Annotated in this window: 18 protein-coding genes; 3 read left to right on the plus strand and 15 right to left on the minus strand. The window is 40.3% G+C overall.

The window, feature by feature from the left end; all coding sequences use genetic code 11:
- Positions 1–34: 34 nt before the first annotated feature.
- From AC1XUO_RS11160 to AC1XUO_RS11170, 3 genes are all read right to left on the minus strand, one after another.
- On the minus strand, positions 35–796 hold the full coding sequence (locus tag AC1XUO_RS11160; protein WP_483329859.1) for a ThuA domain-containing protein: 762 nt from the start codon (positions 794–796) through the stop codon (positions 35–37).
- A complete protein-coding gene (locus tag AC1XUO_RS11165) occupies positions 793–1,962 on the minus strand; it encodes a glycoside hydrolase family 18 protein (protein ID WP_483329860.1) in 1,170 nt (389 codons plus the stop codon). Before AC1XUO_RS11165 ends, AC1XUO_RS11160 begins: the two co-directional genes overlap by 4 nt.
- A gap of 75 nt (positions 1,963–2,037) precedes the next feature.
- Positions 2,038–2,871 (minus strand): DUF481 domain-containing protein, encoded by an 834-nt coding sequence (locus AC1XUO_RS11170; protein ID WP_483329861.1) that lies wholly within the window; start codon positions 2,869–2,871, stop codon positions 2,038–2,040.
- 204 nt (positions 2,872–3,075) lie between these two features.
- Here AC1XUO_RS11170 and AC1XUO_RS11175 point away from each other — a divergent pair, with 204 nt between their 5' ends.
- Positions 3,076–6,468 carry a DEAD/DEAH box helicase gene (locus AC1XUO_RS11175; protein ID WP_483329862.1) on the plus strand — a complete coding sequence of 1,131 codons (3,393 nt, stop codon included), beginning with the start codon at positions 3,076–3,078 and terminating at the stop codon, positions 6,466–6,468.
- A 151-nt stretch (positions 6,469–6,619) separates the two neighbouring features.
- On the opposite strand, the gene AC1XUO_RS11180 is transcribed toward AC1XUO_RS11175, so the two are convergent.
- The 10 genes from AC1XUO_RS11180 to AC1XUO_RS11225 all read right to left on the minus strand — a co-directional run bounded on the left by AC1XUO_RS11180 (position 6,620) and on the right by AC1XUO_RS11225 (position 17,674).
- On the minus strand, positions 6,620–6,892 hold the full coding sequence (locus tag AC1XUO_RS11180; protein ID WP_483329863.1) for a UBP-type zinc finger domain-containing protein: 273 nt from the start codon (positions 6,890–6,892) through the stop codon (positions 6,620–6,622).
- Positions 6,892–8,553 (minus strand): FAD-dependent oxidoreductase, encoded by a 1,662-nt coding sequence (locus AC1XUO_RS11185; RefSeq protein WP_483329864.1) that lies wholly within the window; start codon positions 8,551–8,553, stop codon positions 6,892–6,894. Before AC1XUO_RS11185 ends, AC1XUO_RS11180 begins: the two co-directional genes overlap by 1 nt.
- A 28-nt stretch (positions 8,554–8,581) precedes the next feature.
- The gene (locus tag AC1XUO_RS11190; protein WP_483329865.1) at positions 8,582–10,000 is read right to left on the minus strand and encodes a sensor histidine kinase; all 1,419 of its coding nucleotides are present in this window, start codon (positions 9,998–10,000) and stop codon (positions 8,582–8,584) included.
- A 179-nt stretch (positions 10,001–10,179) separates the two neighbouring features.
- The gene (locus AC1XUO_RS11195) at positions 10,180–11,139 is read right to left on the minus strand and encodes an L-histidine N(alpha)-methyltransferase (RefSeq protein ID WP_483329866.1); all 960 of its coding nucleotides are present in this window, start codon (positions 11,137–11,139) and stop codon (positions 10,180–10,182) included.
- Between the two features lie 85 nt (positions 11,140–11,224).
- Positions 11,225–12,382: an ergothioneine biosynthesis protein EgtB gene (egtB, locus tag AC1XUO_RS11200; RefSeq protein WP_483329867.1), complete on the minus strand. Its 1,158-nt coding sequence runs from the start codon at positions 12,380–12,382 to the stop codon at positions 11,225–11,227.
- Entirely contained in the window at positions 12,363–13,943 is a 1,581-nt protein-coding gene (locus AC1XUO_RS11205) for an ABC transporter permease/substrate-binding protein (protein WP_483329868.1), read from the minus strand. Before AC1XUO_RS11205 ends, egtB begins: the two co-directional genes overlap by 20 nt.
- Positions 13,940–14,896: an ABC transporter ATP-binding protein gene (locus AC1XUO_RS11210; protein WP_483329869.1), complete on the minus strand. Its 957-nt coding sequence runs from the start codon at positions 14,894–14,896 to the stop codon at positions 13,940–13,942. Before AC1XUO_RS11210 ends, AC1XUO_RS11205 begins: the two co-directional genes overlap by 4 nt.
- 69 nt (positions 14,897–14,965) lie before the next feature.
- Complete coding sequence (locus AC1XUO_RS11215; protein ID WP_483329870.1) at positions 14,966–16,348, minus strand: mercuric reductase; 1,383 nt, start codon at positions 16,346–16,348, stop codon at positions 14,966–14,968.
- Between the two features lie 11 nt (positions 16,349–16,359).
- The gene (locus AC1XUO_RS11220; protein ID WP_483329871.1) at positions 16,360–16,641 is read right to left on the minus strand and encodes a DUF427 domain-containing protein; all 282 of its coding nucleotides are present in this window, start codon (positions 16,639–16,641) and stop codon (positions 16,360–16,362) included.
- 130 nt (positions 16,642–16,771) lie between these two features.
- Positions 16,772–17,674: a glycerophosphodiester phosphodiesterase family protein gene (locus AC1XUO_RS11225; RefSeq protein ID WP_483329872.1), complete on the minus strand. Its 903-nt coding sequence runs from the start codon at positions 17,672–17,674 to the stop codon at positions 16,772–16,774.
- Positions 17,675–17,870: 196 nt separating this feature from the next.
- Between AC1XUO_RS11225 and AC1XUO_RS11230 the strand changes: the two genes are divergently transcribed.
- Positions 17,871–18,338, plus strand: coding sequence for a hypothetical protein (locus tag AC1XUO_RS11230; protein ID WP_483329873.1), 468 nt, complete (start codon positions 17,871–17,873; stop codon positions 18,336–18,338).
- Between the two features lie 7 nt (positions 18,339–18,345).
- Here AC1XUO_RS11230 and AC1XUO_RS11235 read toward each other — a convergent pair whose 3' ends face one another.
- Entirely contained in the window at positions 18,346–18,978 is a 633-nt protein-coding gene (locus AC1XUO_RS11235) for a 3-keto-disaccharide hydrolase (protein WP_483329874.1), read from the minus strand.
- Positions 18,979–19,161: 183 nt separating this feature from the next.
- Positions 19,162–19,404 (minus strand): hypothetical protein, encoded by a 243-nt coding sequence (locus AC1XUO_RS11240; protein ID WP_483329875.1) that lies wholly within the window; start codon positions 19,402–19,404, stop codon positions 19,162–19,164.
- Positions 19,405–20,034: 630 nt separating this feature from the next.
- Between AC1XUO_RS11240 and AC1XUO_RS11245 the strand changes: the two genes are divergently transcribed.
- Complete coding sequence (locus tag AC1XUO_RS11245; RefSeq protein WP_483329876.1) at positions 20,035–20,328, plus strand: ArsR/SmtB family transcription factor; 294 nt, start codon at positions 20,035–20,037, stop codon at positions 20,326–20,328.
- The last annotated feature ends 18 nt before the right edge of the window (positions 20,329–20,346 follow it).

A 20,346-nucleotide genomic window follows, 5' to 3' on the forward strand; every position in this document is an offset into this window, starting at 1 on the left:
AATTTCTGGAAAAGATGATTTTGAGAAAGACATACTATTTACCGGCAGCCCAAAATATGGCATTTTTGAACATGGTTGTATAAACCTCATTTTCAAAAAGATCCGGAGAATGACCCATGAAAATGTAAACATTTCTGGCTGCAAATTTCGGGTTAGACCATACAACCGGATGATCCCCCATTTTTATTTTAGAATCCGGTTTGTAGGAAGATTCATCTACGCTGGCCAGCACCTTTACATTTGGCCGTGGACTTTTATTATAGGTATACCATTCTTCTTTACCGACTTTAAAAAATGCCGGAACACCTTTCATAACCGGATGCTTTCTGTCTTCCACGTTCACTTTCCCGGAAGTAAAAGTGGAAATATAATCTTTGTAACGGATTCCACCCATGAATTCTGAAAACCAGTTCCACATCGGATAACCGTCAAATTCCCCCAGCAAAGTGGCGTGATGGAAACCGATCCAGCCGCCTTTCCCCTCCTTGATATACTTTTCAAATGCAACACCTGCGGTCGGTGTCCAGGCATAAGGAGGAAAATCGAGCTGGATGAACAGTTGATATTGGCTTAGAAAAGCATCATTAATTTTTTCAGTATTGTCAATATAGTCGACGGTAAAATTATTTTTCTCCGCCAGCTTATCGAGCCAGACTTTTGCAGCTTTCGAATACTGAATATGATGGCCACCATTTTCAGCGATGGCCAACACCTTGAAAGCAGATTTTTTCTGTCCGGAAGTAATGTTACTTATCAGCAGACAAAACCCAACAATAACAAAAAAGAATATTTTCATTTGAATGATTTATTAATCTCATCCAGCAAATAACCTTTCGGATCTGAGTTGTATTCCCAGAACATCACGCCGCCTAACTTATTATCAAGCACATATTTACATTTCCCGGCAACCGACTTTTCATCATCATATCCAATAAACACTTTAGTTTTTTCATTATACAGATAGGGAGCTTTTGCAGCTTCATCACGATATTCCTTATAGCCGTTTTTGTTAACCAGACTGTCTTTGATATAGCTATACCCATCGATGTAAGCCTTTGCAACAGAGTTTTCACCCAGTATCGTTTTCGAGTCTTTCGCCAAAGTGAATGAGCGGCCATAAAATGGAATACCAAGCACGATTTTCGAAGCAGGAACGCCTGCATTCATGTAAGCTTTCACGCCATTATCGGCAGATTTTCTTGTTTTGAATTTGTCCGTTGCATATAGGGCCGCATGATGCACCACCGTGTCGCCTGAGAAAAGATCATAAGTCATCAGGTTAACAAAATCCAGATATTGCTGCGCTTTTCCCATTTCCGAATGCGGAATAAATTCTTCCCAGCCAGCAACGGCCGTTGTCAAAAGTTTTTTATCTCCCTCTTCTTTTTCAAGTAAATCCAGTTCTTTTCTGATCGCTTCGAACATCAGTGTGAAATTCTCCTTATCCTCCGGACGAAACACGTTCCCCTCTTCACCAGGCATCGCAGGATATTCCCAATCGATATCGACGCCGTCGAGTTCATACTTTTTGATGATATCAACTGAACTTTTTGCAAATTTCGATCTTGAACTATCCGTCAAAACCGCGTCAGAAAAGTTTTCGCTCCACGCCCATCCGCCAATCGAGATCAGAATTTTAAGATCAGGATTGATCTTTTTCAACAGATTCAGTTTTCTGAAATTGGTTGAATCCGTTTTTTCGTTGGTCAGAAAAGCTTTCCCGTCCTGCACATTGACAAAAGCATAATTGATATGCGTCAGCTGGTTCGCCTTAATTTCATCGGTATTGACAAGTCCATGAAAACCGCCTACGTAACCAATAATGACTGGCTTGGTTTCAGCTATTTTTTCCGTTTCCTTTTCCTTTGTGCCGCAGGAAACAACAGAAGTCGTCAAAGCGATTCCAGCTAACAGAGAAAGGACAGTGTTCTTATATTTCGGTTTTTTAAACAATGTGTTCATTTGATAAGGGTTAGGTTTGAAAGTTTTAAACTAAGAAACATTTGCTGATTCCCGCATAGAAAAATCAAAGATATTCTATTGTCTGTTGCCAACCGAAATACCGAACGTGATACGTGAGTCATTTCTTTTTCTACCCGCTTCAACAAGATTTTCGTAAGAGTTTTCGTAACTCGTTCTGAGCGCGACCCATTTGTTGACCGGAAATTCCACAGATATTACAGTATTCCAGCGCAGGTTTGAGATATCCGTCAGCGCTGGTTGTACAAACGTGATATGGTTGATCCTGAACCGGTCTTTCGCAAAAGAATGTTTTCCTTTGACACGGAAAGAATTTCGCTGGATGCTTTTAGTGGGCAGCTCACGAAAGTTGGTCGATTCGTGCACGAGTGCATTTGTCAATAATATTTTATTTTTTTCAGTATTCAACAAACGGTAACCGATACCGGCACCACCCATGATCCGCATTGTAATTCCACGAAGATTGCTCGTTTCCAAAGTCCCCAGCCCGAAGACATACGTTTTTCGTTTTTTGAAAACATCGACAAACAAATCCACATAAGAATCCCGCTCGGCCAGTATACCGTTTTGCTTACCATACGTAAAACGCGGATTGGTAGCAATCGAAAGCACGGGACCAGTCGTAATAATTTCTGCCCGAAGCACCATTAAACTGCGGTTCACATTACCGCTCGTAAAATTTCCATCTCCAATAAATCGGTACGTTATTGTATCAAGTTTGAAAAGAATTGGTGGGGCCACAATACTATCTTTTGGAATCGTAGACAGCGCAACGGAATCTGACACGGCCACACTATCTGTAACTGTTTGTTGACTGTAAGAATTTGGACATATCGTGAGAAGGAAAAATGTTAACAAATAGAAAAAATGGAAATAATTTAGTTTTCTCATAACTGGAATTTACTGTAATACTTCGGCCGATCTTACTTTAACGGTCTGTTCTAGATAGGAAATCGTTTGAAAACAGCATCCGGTTTTGCTGCTTCTTTAATATAATAACACTTTTAGCTTGCTTATATTTTCTTCAAATAAACTTAATTTCGACCATTGGAGATAGCTTTCCAGTCTTAATTAATTTGAGGAAACGAAAAACGAATGCTGAAAAAACCGGGTATAATCGAGCGGGTCAACGAATTAAAATATCATCGGAACGAATATATTTTTGAAAATTTCAATGTTTCGGCGTTGGACCATGCTTTCCTTTTAAAGTATAGTTCTTCACTAACTGAGACAGGTCGGAGAGGTTTTTTTGACATCTTACCAAAGGTCATTGAAATAAATTTCGCCACATTTTCCATTCCATCTCCGGCAATGGACCTCATCGTTTCAATCAAACAATCTGAAAATGCCGTAATACTATCCTGCCCTTGCGGCGCGGAGAAAAAGATGCCTTGTGAACATCAGGTTCAGGTTTTATATAACGTGATGGATCGGAAAGATCTGCGTATTTTTTTCGACGAAAAGCTACGGCTCGCGCAGGTAAAACTTATTGCGATCGATTATGGGCTGGAAAATGAGCCTAATCTGGATGAATATTTCAGGCTGGAACATGCGAATAAATCGGTTGAAATAAAACCAAAATTAAAACAGCTTTTTGCAGTAAATGATACTACAAAAACCTACCTGAAAGAAAATCTGGTTCCCAGGCAAAACCCGCTCTTACCAAAAAACTCGGACTCAAAAGACGTTTCAAAGATGATCGTCGTTTTCGGCCAGCATAAATATTACGATCATTTTTACGTAGAACTGTTTGAGGCACAAACCACAAAAGACGGGAAGCTGAAAAATCCATTGATTTCAATTAATCCGCTGGATTTTATTTGGAAACTCGACAATGCCGAAGAGTTAAAATTCTTTACCGGCGTATCCAAATTTCAGAATCAGTACCGGTCCGGGAAGTCAGATTCAGATATCGACGGACTAAAATCACTCGTAAAAAATCCATTAAAATTACCGGCCTTTTACCACGACATAAAAGTTTCGGAACGTATTTCGGCAGCGTCCCTGATTCCCGTTCAGATGCGGGCATTGCCTGTTGATCTTCACTTACTGGTTGATGTAAAGGATAAATTTCATGAACTTTCCGGACAGCTGATCGTTGACGGCAAGCCATTCGCGCTGGAAATCCTTAAAATCAGATATAGCTATTTTGTCGTGATCAATGACACCATGCATCTGATCGAGAATCCAGACATTTTGCGCGTGATTGAATTTTTCAAACAAAACAACAACGAGATCCTGGTACACGAGAGCAAATTTGAAGAATTTCATCATACCGTTCTTTCAAAAATTGAAGATAAAATCCGGGTCACTTATGCTTACCTAAAACCTGCAACACAGAAACAATTAAAAGAAAATGGTTTTGAAAGGGAAAACGAACAATTGATTTATCTGTCTGATCTGGATAATTATATTTTGATCACGCCGGTTATGCGTTACGGAAATGTTGAAATTCCAGTTCTATCCAAAAAGCAGATTTATTCCACGGACAGTAAGGGGCGGCCCTTTACGGTGGAACGTGATGAAGAGCTGGAAGTTCAGTTTACGGCGACTTTATTAAGGCAACATCCCGATTTTTATGATCAGATGGGTGCGGATCATTTCTATTTAAGCAAGAACAGGTTTTTGGATGAAGGCTGGTTTCTCGATGTTTTCGAAGAATGGCGGAATCAGAATATAACAATTTTAGGTTTTAATGAATTAAATAACAACAAGTTAAATCAGAACAAAGCCACTGTTTCTCTTAGCATTAACAGCGGAACAGATTGGTTTAATACCCGAATTCAGGTAAAGTTTGGGAAGGAAACAGTTTCACTGAGACATCTGCATAAATCCATTCGTAATAAAAATAAATTTGTTCAGCTTGGCGACGGAACACTTGGCATTTTGCCCGAAGAATGGATTGATAAGTTTGCCAGATATTTTGAGACAGGCGAGGTTGTGGGCGAAGAAATCCGTACCCCAAAAATCAATTTTTCCGGTATTATGGAATTATATGATGACGAGGTTTTGAGTCAGCCGGTGAAAAATGAGCTGATGTTATATGCTTCCAAATTCACAGATTTTGAGTCGATCAAGCCGGTTGAAGTCCCAAAAGATTTACACGCGTCACTGCGTGAATACCAGAAAGAAGGTCTAAACTGGCTGAATTTCCTAGACGAATTCGGTTTCGGAGGCTGCCTGGCAGATGATATGGGTTTGGGGAAAACAATACAGGTGATCGCTTTTATTTTATCGCAACGAGAGAAAGGTCATCAGAATACCAATCTGATCATCGTTCCGACTTCCCTGATTTTCAACTGGCAGGCCGAGGTTCAGAAATTTGCACCATCCATAAAGATCCATACGGTTTACGGATCGAGCCGGGTGAAAAATCATCAGGAGTTTGATGCGTATGAGATCATTTTGACTTCTTATGGCACATTACTTTCTGATATTAAGTTTTTGAAAGATTATCATTTCAACTACATATTTCTTGATGAATCGCAGGCCATAAAAAATCCCGAATCGCAACGTTACAAAGCGGCGCGGTTGCTTCATTCCAGAAATAAAATTGTCCTGACGGGAACACCGATTGAGAATAATACTTTCGATCTCTACGGTCAGCTTTCTTTCGCTTGTCCGGGTTTGCTGGGTAACAAAATTCAGTTTAAAAATCATTATGCGATTCCAATTGACCGTTTTGAAGACAGTAAACGCGCAAGAGAATTACAGAAAAAAGTAAATCCATTTATCCTGAGAAGAACAAAACAGCAGGTTGCGACAGAATTGCCGGACAAAACGGAAATGGTGATCTACTGTGAAATGGGTGCTGAACAACGAAAAGTTTACGATTCATATTCCAATGAATTCAGAAATTTTTTGCTTACAAAACAGGAAGGCGATTTGGCGCGCGACAGTATGAATATTCTTGCCGGGTTAACAAAACTCAGACAAATTTGCAACTCGCCTTCTTTGATCAATGACCAGGAATATTACGGGGATTCGTCTGCGAAGATTGAAGTTTTAATCGAACAAATTGAAACCAAGGCGCCACGGCATAAAATTCTCGTCTTTTCTCAATTTGTAAAAATGCTGGATCTGGTCAAAAAGGAGCTTGTCGGAAGAAACATAAATTTCGAATATTTAACGGGACAAACTAAAAATCGTGCTGAGAAGGTCAATAATTTCCAAAACAATTCCGATGTCCGGGTTTTTCTGATCAGCTTAAAAGCCGGAGGTGTCGGCCTTAATTTAACCGAAGCAGATTATGTTTATCTGATCGATCCATGGTGGAATCCGGCTGTTGAAAATCAGGCTATTGACAGAAGTTACCGTATAGGCCAAAAGAAAAATGTTGTTGCCGTTCGTTTGATCTGTCCGGATACGGTGGAAGAAAAAATCATGAAGATGCAGGATTCAAAAAGAGATCTTGCCAATGACATTGTAAAAACAGATACTTCGATTTTGAAATCGTTGAGCAAGGGAGATTTGCTTGGATTGTTGTAGCATTAAAAGGGTTTCTTAGCAGCGCTCTGTCACCCTTTCAGGGTTTCGGTTGTGGATCATTAATGTTCTTTCTATAATAATTTCATCCCTTCGGGATTATAAAAAGGGGCTGAATAATTTCGAATTTTCAGCCCCTTTTTGTAGTTAATTCTTAATTATATTCTGCAAAGGATTCATCTTCATAACACCATAGCCAATACTCACCAGGCTCAGCTGAATTTATTACCGGATGGCCGGTCGCGTGGTTATGTTTGGTCATATGCGTTGATGGTGAATCATCACAGCACAGCGTAATCCCGCAAGTTTGGCAGGTGCGCAGGTGTACCCATGTTCCGCCCGTTTTCACACACTCTTCACATTCACGCTTTTGCGCGGTTTTAATTTCAGTGATCGCACTGATATGACTGCAAATCTGATCTGCCATTATATTTCGCTTAGATATTGATGAACCAAACTAATTGACATAGAACCTTCTCCAACCGCAGAAGTAACTCGATTCATAGCCCCCGCACGCACGTCGCCGGCGGCAAAAATACCAGGAGAACTTGTCTCCAAAAGGTAAGGATCGCGGTCTGCCTTCCAGACTTTTTTAAACTCGCCGTAGTTATGCATTTCTCGGCCTGTTTCAATAAATCCCTTTTTATTTTTAATAATTTCAAGGCCAATCCAATCTGTATATGGCTTTGCACCTATAAAAATAAATAAGGCATCGGCAGAAACCGAACGTTGTTCGCTTGTATTCAAATCAATAAGTTTCAAACCCTGCAAATGACCATTTCCGCAAGCCTCAACGATTTCTGTACAACCTAAAATCTGAACATTTTCAGTCGTCGAAAGCTGATCGATCAGGTAGGAAGACATGGATGAGCTCAGGTCATTTTTGCGCACCAGAATATAAACGTGTTTCGCAAATTTGGACAAATACATCGCCGCCTGTCCTGCCGAATTTCCTCCTCCTAAGATATAAACCTCCTTATTGCCGCATGAAGTGGCTTCCGTATTTGCAGCACCATAATAGATCCCCTTTCCGGTAAATTCCTCGATCCCTTTAGTTTCCAATTTACGATAATCAACACCTGTCGTAATAACAACCGCCTTTGCATTGATTTCGGTATCGTCTTCCAGCACAATGGTTTTATACTTGTCCTTCACTTTAATCTCTTTTACAGACTGAGGTGAAAGAATTTCCGTACCAAATCTTGTCGCCTGGGTAACTGCTCTTCGGGCAAGATCTGCACCGCTCAGACCAGATGGAAATCCAAGATAATTCTCAATTCTTGAACTCGTTCCAGCTTGTCCGCCCGGAGCTCTTCTTTCGATCAGCAAAGTACTCAGTCCTTCCGAAGCGCCATATACGGAAGCAGCCAAACCAGCAGGTCCCGCTCCGATGATGATCACGTCATAAATCTGCTGTTTAACCGTCGCATTCAATCCGATCCTTGATGCAATTTCAAGTACAGACGGATTTTTAAGCAGCGAGCCATCTTCGAAAATGACAACGGGAAAATCGGCAGTTTCGAAATTATTGGTCGAACAAATCTGCTTTCCCTGGTCACTTGACTCGATATCCATCCAGGAATAGGGAATCAAATTGCCATAAAGGAAATCTTTTATCTGATGCGATTTTGGGGAAAACTGATAACCAAGTACTTTAAGGCCTTTGAAATCAGGGCGATAATCCGCCTGCCAATCGTTTAGCAAATCATCAATTGCCGGATACAATTTTTCCTCAGGAGGATCCCACGGTTTCATCAGGTAATAGTCAAGCTGCACATCATTAATCGCCTTAATCGCTGCATCGGTATCCGAATAGGCAGTCAGCAAAACCCGTTTTGCATCCGGAAAAATCTTTTTTGCTTTCTGTAAAAAATCAACGCCCTGCATTTCAGGCATTCGTTGATCTGATATGAAAATAGCAACTTCTTCGCCTTTATTTTGCAAATCAAGCAAACTATCCAAAGCCTCCTTTACAGACGATGTGCTCAAAACGCGATAAGTATCCCGATACTTCGTTTTTAGGTCGCGGGTGATGGCTCTCAAAACCTGCGCATCATCATCAATTGAAAAAATAATCGGCAAACCCATATATCGTAGTTTTTCTATTTAAAGCTAATTATCCGTTGATTGGAAAACAAACCACAAACTCAGTTCTTCCGGGAACGGAATCCACCGTGATGGTCCCTTTGTGCTGCTTTACAATTCTGGTAACTACATCAAGTCCCAAACCAGTTCCCTGACCGATTTTTTTTGTAGTAAAAAACGGATCAAATATTTTTTTCTTAATATCATCCGAAATGCCGGCACCATTATCGATCACCGAAACACATACAAATTCTCTGTCGCGTCTTGTTTTCAATGTCAATACGGGATTTTCTCTTCCTTCCAAAGCATCCGTAGCGTTATCGATCAAATTCGTCCACACCTGATTTAACTCGCCGATCATGGCTTTAACAGGCGGAAGACTTTCATCATAATCCTCGATGACAGTTATATTCGCCTTTTTAATTTTATAATTGAGCATAATCATCGTATTTCTGATGCCAGTACGGATGTCAGCAAACACCTTATCGCCGCCACCATCCATGTGTGTAAAAGTCTTTACAGAACTGACCAGTTCCGAAATTCTTTTTGATGCCAGCCCAATTTCCGATACCATCCGTTCTGTGGTAAAACTATTGTTGATCCAGATCAGCAACGGAGATAATTTCCCTTCCGGAATATACGTTTTAATCTCTTCCAAATCCTCTATAGAGAGCCCGAATTCTACAAAATTTTCGGCCATGTCATAGACGTTTTTTATCCCCTCCTGCGAATCCAGCCAGTCAGAAATTTCATCCTCCCTGTCTGCACGTTCCATCATAGTCAGGACAGGACGTTCCTTGTTATCCAGTACTTTATGAATTTTACTATTTACACTTTCGATATCAGCCGTATCCAGTCGAATTGAAATTAATTGTTTAAAAGCATCCGGCAAACATTGCAAATGTTTTTCGAGAGAAGCTGAGCCACGTACAATTGCCGCTGCCGGATTATTGAGCTCATGTGCAAGCCCGGCGGAAAGTTTTCCAAGCGCCATCATTTTCTCACTTTGCTGTTCACGCTCTGTAAACTCTTTGATGCGCGAAGCCATCACGTGGACAAATACCTGCGTCAATTCATAGTTGAGCTGAATAAGATCTCTCATCTTGTCTTTCGACAACGAAATTACTTCCGTTTCTTCAAGACAGACAGCGTTCGCAAAAAAATTTTTAGCACGGGAAAATGGTAACAGACCAGTAATTGAGCCCCCGCCTACATCTGAGACAGAAAGCTTTTGATTATTCTGCATCCTGTAAAATTCAACACGTCCGCGAAGGATGATGTGCGTGTAGACAATTGGATCGTTGATCTTACCAAAAAATTCGCCTTCTTCTAAAATACGGTGTTCACTTTCATCAATAAACCATTGTAGCTGTTCGTCAGGCACCTCTTTTAAAGATTCAATAACCTTTAAATCTTCTACTGTAACCTCCTTTGTGGCGAATTCCTTCATGACAATCGAAATTTAGGATTTGATTTACTTTTAAGCGAAACAAGTCATATAATCAGCACAACACCAAAATTAAACAATCTGTCACAAGCTGTTTGTGTAAATTTATATTACAAACGATCTTTTATACAAAAGGCCTTGCGGTAAAGCAAAGCCCTTAATAATCGATAGATAAAATTTCGTTATTTCGTCCACAAACTGTCCGTAAAATAATGCTTGCAATCAAGAAAATTTTCGATCAGCTCAAAGCCGTTATTACCGGCAAGATTTTCTATTTCAGAAAGCGAATATTTTTTAGACAACTCTGTCCATATCAGTTCATTTTGTCGGAAAGCGTAAGACTTGTCTAAATTGGCAATGTAAACATCCTGCTGTTTCAAACTCACTAAATAACTTCTTACTTCACCATTGACCGGATTGTAATGTGAATAAAAATCAAAAAATTCTTTCTTGAAGTTGCCTCCTAATTCTCTATTGATACGCTGTAACAAGTTCATATTAAATGCTTTCGTAATCCCCTGACTATCATCATAAGCATCCCGAATGACAGCCGGATTTTTTCGAAGATCGAAACCGATCAGCAGCTTGTCACCCGTTTTCATATGCTGATTAAATTGTCCAAGCAGATCATTGGCCTCCTGGTCCTGGTAGTTCCCGATATTACTGCCAAGAAACAAAAACAATCCCGGCTTCTCCAACGAAAACAACTCTTCCATCATGGTAAAGTAATTGCCAACCAGCGATTTTATTTTTAATCCCGGCAAATAATCAAGCATATTGGTTTCCAGTTCATCAATCGCTTTCTGCGAAATATCGATTGGAACGTAAGTAAAATCTACCTGTTTTTCGATCAGTTTTTTCAGCAACTGACGGGTTTTGATACCGTCTCCGGCACCAAATTCTATGATATTGAAAGGCTCTTCAAAGTTTAATTTTCTAAGAATATCCTCTCCCTGCAACGACAAAATCTCAAATTCGCAGGGCGTCGGATAATATTCAGGCATTTTCATAATATCCTGAAAAATGACGCTGCCCAGATCATCGTAAAAATATTTTGATGATATGGTTTTAAAAGGTGCTGTCAGGCCTTCGTCAATATCCTGCTCAAAAGTCGATATAGCGCTTACGGTTGTAATTTCCATTTTTTAAGTTTGTTGATGGTTAAGTGTGGCGATTAGCTTTTAGCAATTAGCCGGTTGCTAAAAGCTAACTCCTAATCGCTAAAAGCTATTTCACTAGTCGGATTCCGGTATACTGCCAGCGTTCGTCGGTGTGAAAAAAGTTACGGTATGTATTCCTGCTATGGTCGGGCGAAGTGGCTACCGACGCTCCGCGCAACACCATGGTATTGATCATGAATTTTCCATTGTATTCTCCGACAGCTCCTTTTGCTTTGGTAAAATTTGGATAAGCCAGATAAGCGCTGTTCGTCCATTCCCACCTTTTTCCCCAAGAAAAATGATAAGATGCGACTTCCCACTCAAATTCTGTTGGCAGGCGCATTTCTTTCCATTGTGCATAGGCCCAGGCCTCATAATAACTGACATGGCAAAGAATTGCTTTCGGATTCAATTTCTGCAAACCGCCCAGCGTGAAATAATGCCACTCGCCATTGATCTTATGCCAGTACATCGGCGAATCGATCTGATTTGCATTCACCCAGGACCAGCCCTCGTCCAGCCACAAATTAAAATCCTGATAACCACCCGCTTCGATGAATTCAATAAACTCTTCGTTGGTAACCAGCGACTTATTGATCTCGAAATTCTGGGCATAAACCTTATGCCGGCCTTGTTCATTATCAAAACAAAATCCGTCACCCGCATATCCTACCTCGTAAATGCCTTCGTTGATCTGAACAAAACCAGTTTCTGAATTCACATCATCAACCAGATTATGTTCCGGGTCATACACGGGAAAAGTTGGGTTATGGCCTAAAATATATTTGATATCCGTCACGAGTAATTCCTGATGCTGCTGCTCGTGGTGCAAACCTAACTCAATCAACGTCAACGCCTCTTCATTATCCAGCGTCGTCAGCAGTGTATTCATAAACTCATCCACATAGCTGCGATATGCGTACACATACGAAACCTTTGGGCGCGTAATATTTCCCCTATCCGTTCTCAGGACGCGATCGCCAACATTGTTATAATAACTGTTGAATAAATAGTTAAAGGTTTCATCAAAAACCTTATAGTCCGCTACGTGATTTTTCAAAATGAAAGTTTCAAAAAACCATGTCGAATGCGCTAGATGCCATTTTGGAGGACTTACAAACGGAACCGGCTGGGGTACATAATCTTCCGTTTCGAGAGGTTGACAAATCTGTTCAGTATACTTTCTGACAAGGTTATATCTTTCCCTAATGTTGGTGGTTCTCATTAGACAAATAATTTTTTAAATCTGAAATAGTCTTAATACGCAAGGATTGTGCCTGACTTCTCCGCATCATTAAAGCATAGGCGTTATTAAACCCGATCGGTTTTAGCCAGCTCAACCTGTACTGATCAGAAAATTCCTTTTGAACAAAATCAAATACCTTCTCCCGGTTTCCAATAATTGGATCCAGCGTTTTTTTGTCAGGTTTTAGAATAACGAGAAGTCCGGTGCCGGTGTATTCCGGGTACATATCGATCTCATTATTCGTTAATGCATCAAAACAAATTTTCGTTCCGCCAAGGCCTGTTCTGGTTACAACTTTAAGTTTGGTGTTTCCTTCGATCAGCATTTTATAGATGTTGATCAGAATATATTGCTCCGCAAAGATTTTTGATCCTAAACGAATGGTACCTGCATCCGGACTGTTCTGCGGCTTTTTATACAAACCCTTTTCCAACATAAAATCAAGCGCAACTTTTTCGGGCAATTGTTTCTGATAATCAACCCGATAGTTCAGTTCTGTCATAATGGAATCGTTGATCACGCCCGACAGAATATCCAAAGCTGGCTGTAATTCCGGGTATTTTTGGAGAACATCCTGGCGAACCAGCGGAGCTGCATAATATGGTGGAAAAATCGTTTTATCATCTTCGAGTGTAACCAGATCATAGGCCTTCAGGCGACCATCCGTACTATATCCGCTGATCACATCCAGTTTATTTTCAAATGCCGCTTTATACATCACCGCATCACTGATCACCACAGTAGAAATATCGAGTTTATATTTCGATTTCAGCCCAAGATATCCGTCTTCACGGCCCATAAATTCTGGCGTAAATCCAGCCAGTATTTTTTCAGATGTATAGGGAATAATGTAAAATGAAGAGAATAAAATGAGCAGTACCGGCAATACCACTGTTACTTTCCTCATTTTTTTCAGGTTCGCTTTTTGAAAAAGTGAAAGCAAAAAATCAAGTAAAATCGCAAGTAATGCCGCAGGAATGGCTCCTGCCAGAATCATGTTCGTATTATTCAAAGCAATTCCCCCGAAGATAAATTCCCCCAAACCACCAGCCGCAATGTAGGCAGCAAGCGTCGCCACGCCAACATTGATCACGGTCGCGGTCCGGATTCCCGCCAGAATTACCGGCATCGCCAATGGTATTTCGACCTGAAACAATATCTGCCATTTATTCATTCCCATCCCGCGCGCAGATTCAGTGATGGCTGGATCCACGCCTGTAATGCCAGTGTAAGTATTACGGATGACCGGCAATAACGCGTAAAGAAAAAGTGCCGCAATAGCCGGTAAAGCGCCAATTCCCAACAGCGGAATCATAAAACCAAGCAAAGCAATACTGGGAATAGTCTGAAGAATTCCGGCGACTCCAAGAACAAACCAGGCTGCGCGTTTTTTATCGGCGATCCATATTCCAAGTGGTAAACCAACGGCAACAGCAATAAGTAAGGAAATGCAGGTCAGACCAATGTGTGCGATGGTTTGATCCAACAATTTATCCGATTGCTGCAACATAAACTGACCTAAATTCAGCTGCTCGTTCATCGGTTTCGTTTGTTTTCAAGATAGACAGACTGGATTGTCTGTATTGAAACTTCCTTATAAGAATTATCTTCGGAGTTTCGGACAATCAGTATCTCTTCGTTTTTTTCAGAGAGCATTTCCATACCTTCCCAAAGACTCTGATTACTGTTCAATGAAGGTTTTGTTGAAGATGAAGCATCCGTAAGAGATTCCCATATATTGCTGAATTTTAAAGCACTTAATTCGAGCTGCAAACGCTGATGGCTGAAAAAATCCCTTGCAAATTCATTAACGGGTTTGAAGATCAGTTCCTCGGGGGTTCCTGTCTGAACAATTTCCCCCTTATCCATCAGACAGATCTGGTCTCCCAATTCAAAAGCTTCCTGAACGTCGTGCGTTACCAAAACAATTGTTTTACTTTTTAATTCAGGCAATTCCAGAAACTCCTTTCTGACGCTTGCTCTTGTAATTGGATCCAGTGCGCCAAACGGTTCGTCCATTAACAAAACCGGTGGATCCGAAACCAGCGCCCTGGCAAGAGCGACACGCTGTTTCTGACCACCGCTCAATTCATCGGGATATTTGCCGGCATATTGAGGTACGGAAAGTTTCAGCTGATCCAATAAATTGTTAGTTCTTTCGCTGGTTCTTGCTTTGTCCCATTTTAATAAATTGGGGACGATTGCTATATTTTCTGCAACGGTGAAATGCGGAAAAAGGCCGTTATTTTGGGAAACGTAACCGATACTACGTCGTAAAATTTCCGGTTGAACCGACAAAATATTTTTACCGTTAATCGTAATTTCTCCGCTTGACGGTTCTATTAAACGGTTAAGAATTTTTAACGTTGTCGTTTTTCCGCAGCCGCTGGTTCCCAGAAAAACCAGCGTCTGACCTTCCTTTACTTCAAAGGAAACATTATTGACTGCCTTGATTCCATCAAATTCCTTACTGACATTTCTGGCAATGATCATCTGGCTTTGTATCGGTTACTACTGTCTCAAAAAACATATCACACCTCAGCCAACTTCACTGCACAAAAATTACTTTTCAAGCGTCATAAATAAATTGTTGAGCGATTCAGAATAAGTTGGATGTGCAAAAACACCGTCTTTCAGCTGCTGATAGGTAATTCCACCCATCATCGCCAATTGCACAATGGTAATAATTTCACCACCTTGTTCAGCCAAAATAGAAGCTCCTAATATTTTCCCGGTTGTCTTATCCACCACAGCCTTCATCATGCCGCGGGTATCTCCCGTTTCAATCGATCTCGCCACACTCGTATTCGGCATTGTCGCTACCAAAACATCTTTACCGCTCTCCTTTGCCTCTTGCTCCGTTATACCTACGCGGCCAAGCTGCGGATCGATGAACATGCAATAGGGAACGTGGCGATCCTTGATGGATTCGTTGCCGTTTTCTATAATATTTTTTCTAATGACACGGTAATCATCATAAGCGATATGCGTAAAAGCAGGGCCGCCTTTAACATCACCCAAAGCGTAAATTCCTTCTGCGGATGTTTCCAGTTTATTGTTAACCTTTACATATCCTTTTTCATTTACATCAACGCCCGCTAAGTCCAATCCAAGATCAGCAGTTTGCGGCTTCCGGCCGGCACCAATCAAAACGTGAGTACAGGAAATATTTACAGGCTTTTCGTCAACGCTTAGGAAAAGATTGATCGTTTCGCCTTCTTTTTTGATAAGCTCAACTTTACAATCCGTAATGATTTCGATTTCTTCTTCGGAAAATATTTTAACAATTTCTTCTGCAATATCTTCGTCCTCATGACGTAAAATACGCTCGGATTGTTCCAGTATTGTCACTTTGCTTCCAAACCGGCGAAACATTTGTCCGAACTCCAGAGCAATGTATCCACTTCCGATAATGGTCAGATGTTCCGGAATTTCGTCCAGCTCCATAATCGAAGTGGACGTGAGATAGTCGATGGTATCTATACCTTCAATTTCCGGAATTATTGGTTTTTCACCAACATTAATAAAAAACTTATCTGCGGAAAAAGTCTGTTCTCCACCGTCATTTAAGTTAACAGTGATTTCTTTGGGACCGGTAAAAACGGCTGTACCATAGATCAGATCCAGATTTTCAGTTTTTTTGATTCCCTTTTCAGAATTCCCACGCATCCGTTTCACAACCTCGTTTTTGCGATCCAGAATTTCATGAAAATCAACGGTATAACCGCCAACATGAATGCCCAGTTTTTCACTATTAGCAACCGACCAGGCCAATTTCGCAGATGCTACCATGGTTTTGGTTGGCGAACAACCGTCGTTGACGCAAGTTCCTCCTACCCAGCGTTTTTCAATCAGCGCCGTTTTCAATCCTGATTCTGCAAGTTTTTTAGATAAAGGAGTTCCCGCCTGGCCGGAACCAATTACAATTGCGTCATACTTTTCCATATCGACTTTGATCAGGCTCCTATTTGAACACCTTTCCAAAAGGCGATATAATTTTGAATATTTTTTGCTTCTTCTTTCGGTTCAGGATAATACCAGGCCGCATCAGGATTCGACCGTCCGTCTACTTCCAGTGTGTAATAAGAAGCTTCACCTTTCCATGGACAAGTCGTATGGGTAGCCGAAGGAATCAGGTATTCCTGGTTTACTGATTGGACAGGGAAGTAATGATTATTTTCAACCACGATTGTTTCGTCGCTTTCTGCGATCACTTGATGGTTCCAGATTGCTTTCATAAAATTTGATCGATGATATTTATTGGCCTAACAGTTTTTAATTCAATAACATTAAAATTGTGCCTGATTTAATAAAAAAAAAGCCGGCAAGCATCAAAGCTTACCGGCATTCCCCAATTTTTTTTCTAAATTATTTATTTTGATAACTACCAAATAACCTGATCATCCGATCCGGCTGATTTGTAATTATTCCGTCCACACCAAAAGATGCCAGCTGTTTCATATCCTTTTCGTCATCCACAGTCCAGGGCAAAACCAAAACTTTCTGAGCATGGGCTTTCTTTACAAGTTCTTCATTCACAAGAGAATAGTAAGGACTATAAATTTCCGGTGTGAAGCCGAGTTTCTTGATATTATCTTCAAAACTTTCCTTATTCATGATCAGCAGGGCAAGTTTCACTTTTGCATTTTCCCTATGCAAAACCTGCAAAGTGCGTACATCAAAAGACTGGATCGTTGTTCTGTTTTCGATTTGCTTCTTTCTGATCACATCCATGACCAGCGACACAAAAACATCAGGCGCTGGATTATAAACGCCATCTCCCTGAGGTGAGATTTTCGTCTCCATGTTATAAAATACCGGTTTCAACCTGTTCTTTTTCACATACACCTCTACACTGTCGATCAGGTCTGACAACAGTGGTTTGTAAGTTTTCAATTTATTTTGCTCCGGGAAACGCGGATGAGGTTTCGTGCCACCATCAAATTTTCGGATACTATCATAAGGCATCTTATACAAAGCCAGACTTTTTTCTTCCTCTTTTTTGATGTCAGAACCATCAGGTTTACGCATGAACTCGGAGGACATATACGGATCGTGTGATACCACCACTTTCCCATCTGCGGAAATTACGCAATCCAGTTCAAGGGTTTTCGCGCCCAGTTTAACAGCATTAATCATGGACGTAACGGTGTTTTCAGGATATAAACCCATTCCCCCACGATGCGCCTGAACTTCCGGTTTTTGTTGTGCAAATGTGCCTCCGGAAGAGATAATACCCGCAGCGACTAGTGTTAAGAAAATATATTTCATAAGCTTGCAATTGATTTTAGCCGGCAATTTTTAGCTTTAAATCGATATTATTGATTTTTGAAATATTATGAAATTGTTAGGAAACGGTTTTGTCACGCAAAGCAAAAAAGATTGAAGGAAGTGCGGAAAGTTTTTTTTCGTCCTTTAAGTTTAACTTCCCTTATTTGCGTGAAAAAAATTTATCCCTTAAAACCTTATGACCCATATCAAAAACTTTCTATTCCTTCTTTTATTAACCACGATTTCAGCCTGCAATAAATCAGCCAGCACCCCAAAAGAAGCCGCTGAAAAACTTACAGGTAATCCAAAATGGTTTATAAACGAAATCTACGCCAACGACGCTCCCGTTTTTAAAAATGGAAAGCTCGTTCAGCAATTCGGCAGCGTGAGTTTTGAGCGGTATATGGAGACTGTAAGTTTCAGTAACGACGGTTCCTTTTCCGGTTATTTTGTCGGCGATACAAAACCTATGACTTTAAAGTGGAAAACGAATGATAAAAATATCACCGTTTTCTCCGCTGATCCCGCCGCCGCAAAAGGTGGAGAATGGACAATTGACCCCAGAGATGTTTCTGAAAATGCATTCAGTATGAAAACGCAAAGCACGGCCTACAATTATCCGCAAATGACCCGAATTGAGTTAAAATTCAAGAAAGAGAAGTGATGTAATATTATAATTCCTGCAAAACAAGATCTTTAAAAGCTACCTGGGCTTTCCCGCCGCCATGTATTTGGAGCCCGATAATACCTTTTTGCGGTATGGATTGATCAGGCTCTGTATAATCAACAGCTTGTTGTCCGTTGAGCGAAATACGGATCCGTCGGCCTTCACAGCGTACTTCATAAGCATTCCAGTCTCCGGTTTTCAGGATTTTTTTGATCAGCATGGAATCCGGTCTGATGAGTGTTTTATTTCTGCGCGATTCGTCGTACAGACTTCCCCAATATCCCGCACCAAGATCAGCCTGATATCCGATCATTTCGTAATCCGGTTGTTCAGCGCGCCTACTCCTGAACTGGACACCGGTGTTGATAAACCCATCTGTCCCGGATAATTTAAATTTAACGCGGATGACAAAATTTTCGTAGCTTTTTTGGGTACAAAGAAAATAGTTGTGATCAACAACTTCTGTCAGCGAACCTCCCACAATCGCCCCATTTTCAACACGCCAGGTTTTCAACGTATCGCCTTCCCAGCCGTCAAAATTTTTTCCGTTGAAGAGAATTTCTTCCCTATAACCCGACATGAACATGCAGGCTGACAGTAGCAGTAAGATAGTGAAAAGCGTAAGCGTTCTGGCCATGAGTGGAAAATTTAGTATTATCCTGAAAAGCCACTAAGCATTAAACTTTTACCTAAAAACTTCGAAAATATGGAGCGACACAAAACAGAAGAGCCACAAAATAAAAAAAGGAAGATATAAATCCCCCTTTTTTCATCCCACCGATTTTAAGTCTCCTTCTCCGGAGGCCGATCTTGATTCAAATTATTTACTTGAATCGCTTTTCAATTTTAGCTCTACAATATTTGCTTTTTGAGGAGCAGTGTAGTTCTGAGTTTTGACAACAGCTTGTTTTTGAGGAGCAGGAGTTTCCAAACCTGTTACTGAAACCGGAAGTGATTTGTTAACATTTGAAACGATTGCTTTATCTTCTGTATTAGCGTTTGCAGTAGTGAAAATGGTCATTGCTATCATAGCACCAGCCAAAATTTTAATTGTATTTTTCATTGTTATTTATGTTTGTGTTTGTCTTTTTGTTTTACTCTTAATTCTTGTACAAATATAATACATTATTTCGAATACAAAGGTTCAGAGTACATTAAAACAAAATTAACTTCTGCAAAAAACATTCAAATAGCCTTAAAATCAAAAGTACTAGAATTATAGATATTTGTACTATACCAATAAATTGACTTATTTTTAGTCCATAAATCTTAGAATTGTTATGTAAGTAAATTCTGAGTTCGATTAACAATCCTCCAACTTAAATCTCGATTGCGCTTTAAACCATCTAACATTCTCATTTCCATATCAAAAACAGAATATTCTATGGTTGCCGATTTTCAGAATTTTTAAGCAGGAAAATATTTTTATTTTTTTTTAAAAATATTTTTCAAAAATCTGATTTTTATGAGCTGGCGGTTAAAAACAGGCTGTAAATAAATGTTTCGACAAATCATTACCCTTGATTATCCAGGTTTGTTTCGATCAATATTCAACGCGAATCACAGTTCTATTGCCACATTTAACCCATCCGAAAATTCCAAGACTCAGATCTAATTTGAAACCAAAGGAGGAACTTTTCAGAATGAATGAAGTGTTCATTGACATATCGGGAAATTCCGATATAAAGACAATATGGATCAGATAGAAATATTCAAGGCACTTTCAAACAAAACCCGGCTGGAAATTCTGACCTGGTTGAAAAATCCTGAAATACATTTTGCACCGGAGCATCGCAACGCTGATGGTGTATGTGTAGGAATGATCCAGGAAAAGTCAGGCCTTACCCAATCAACCGTCTCTGAGTATTTAACAATGCTCAAAAAAGCCGGATTGATCGAAGCTACCCGGGTTGGTCAGTGGACCTATTATAAAAGAAATGATGAAGCTTTTGCTGCATTAAGCAAATTGATTGAATCGGAAATATAACATGATTATTAACCAAAA

It is taken from the genome of Dyadobacter sp. HNCC25DJ186 (assembly GCF_056895235.1).

Coding starts and splice junctions, on each gene's coding strand:
- AC1XUO_RS11240 (WP_483329875.1), bottom strand. CDS start 19,404: ATGAAAAATACAATTAAAATTTTGGCTGGTGCTATGATAGCAATGACC.
- AC1XUO_RS11210 (WP_483329869.1), bottom strand. CDS start 14,896: ATGATCATTGCCAGAAATGTCAGTAAGGAATTTGATGGAATCAAGGCA.
- AC1XUO_RS11175 (WP_483329862.1), top strand. CDS start 3,076: ATGCTGAAAAAACCGGGTATAATCGAGCGGGTCAACGAATTAAAATAT.
- AC1XUO_RS11165 (WP_483329860.1), bottom strand. CDS start 1,962: ATGAACACATTGTTTAAAAAACCGAAATATAAGAACACTGTCCTTTCT.
- AC1XUO_RS11170 (WP_483329861.1), bottom strand. CDS start 2,871: ATGAGAAAACTAAATTATTTCCATTTTTTCTATTTGTTAACATTTTTC.
- AC1XUO_RS11230 (WP_483329873.1), top strand. CDS start 17,871: ATGACCCATATCAAAAACTTTCTATTCCTTCTTTTATTAACCACGATT.
- AC1XUO_RS11225 (WP_483329872.1), bottom strand. CDS start 17,674: ATGAAATATATTTTCTTAACACTAGTCGCTGCGGGTATTATCTCTTCC.
- AC1XUO_RS11205 (WP_483329868.1), bottom strand. CDS start 13,943: ATGAACGAGCAGCTGAATTTAGGTCAGTTTATGTTGCAGCAATCGGAT.
- AC1XUO_RS11160 (WP_483329859.1), bottom strand. CDS start 796: ATGAAAATATTCTTTTTTGTTATTGTTGGGTTTTGTCTGCTGATAAGT.
- egtB (WP_483329867.1), bottom strand. CDS start 12,382: ATGAGAACCACCAACATTAGGGAAAGATATAACCTTGTCAGAAAGTAT.
- AC1XUO_RS11190 (WP_483329865.1), bottom strand. CDS start 10,000: ATGAAGGAATTCGCCACAAAGGAGGTTACAGTAGAAGATTTAAAGGTT.
- AC1XUO_RS11220 (WP_483329871.1), bottom strand. CDS start 16,641: ATGAAAGCAATCTGGAACCATCAAGTGATCGCAGAAAGCGACGAAACA.
- AC1XUO_RS11195 (WP_483329866.1), bottom strand. CDS start 11,139: ATGGAAATTACAACCGTAAGCGCTATATCGACTTTTGAGCAGGATATT.
- AC1XUO_RS11180 (WP_483329863.1), bottom strand. CDS start 6,892: ATGGCAGATCAGATTTGCAGTCATATCAGTGCGATCACTGAAATTAAA.
- AC1XUO_RS11245 (WP_483329876.1), top strand. CDS start 20,035: ATGGATCAGATAGAAATATTCAAGGCACTTTCAAACAAAACCCGGCTG.
- AC1XUO_RS11185 (WP_483329864.1), bottom strand. CDS start 8,553: ATGGGTTTGCCGATTATTTTTTCAATTGATGATGATGCGCAGGTTTTG.
- AC1XUO_RS11215 (WP_483329870.1), bottom strand. CDS start 16,348: ATGGAAAAGTATGACGCAATTGTAATTGGTTCCGGCCAGGCGGGAACT.
- AC1XUO_RS11235 (WP_483329874.1), bottom strand. CDS start 18,978: ATGGCCAGAACGCTTACGCTTTTCACTATCTTACTGCTACTGTCAGCC.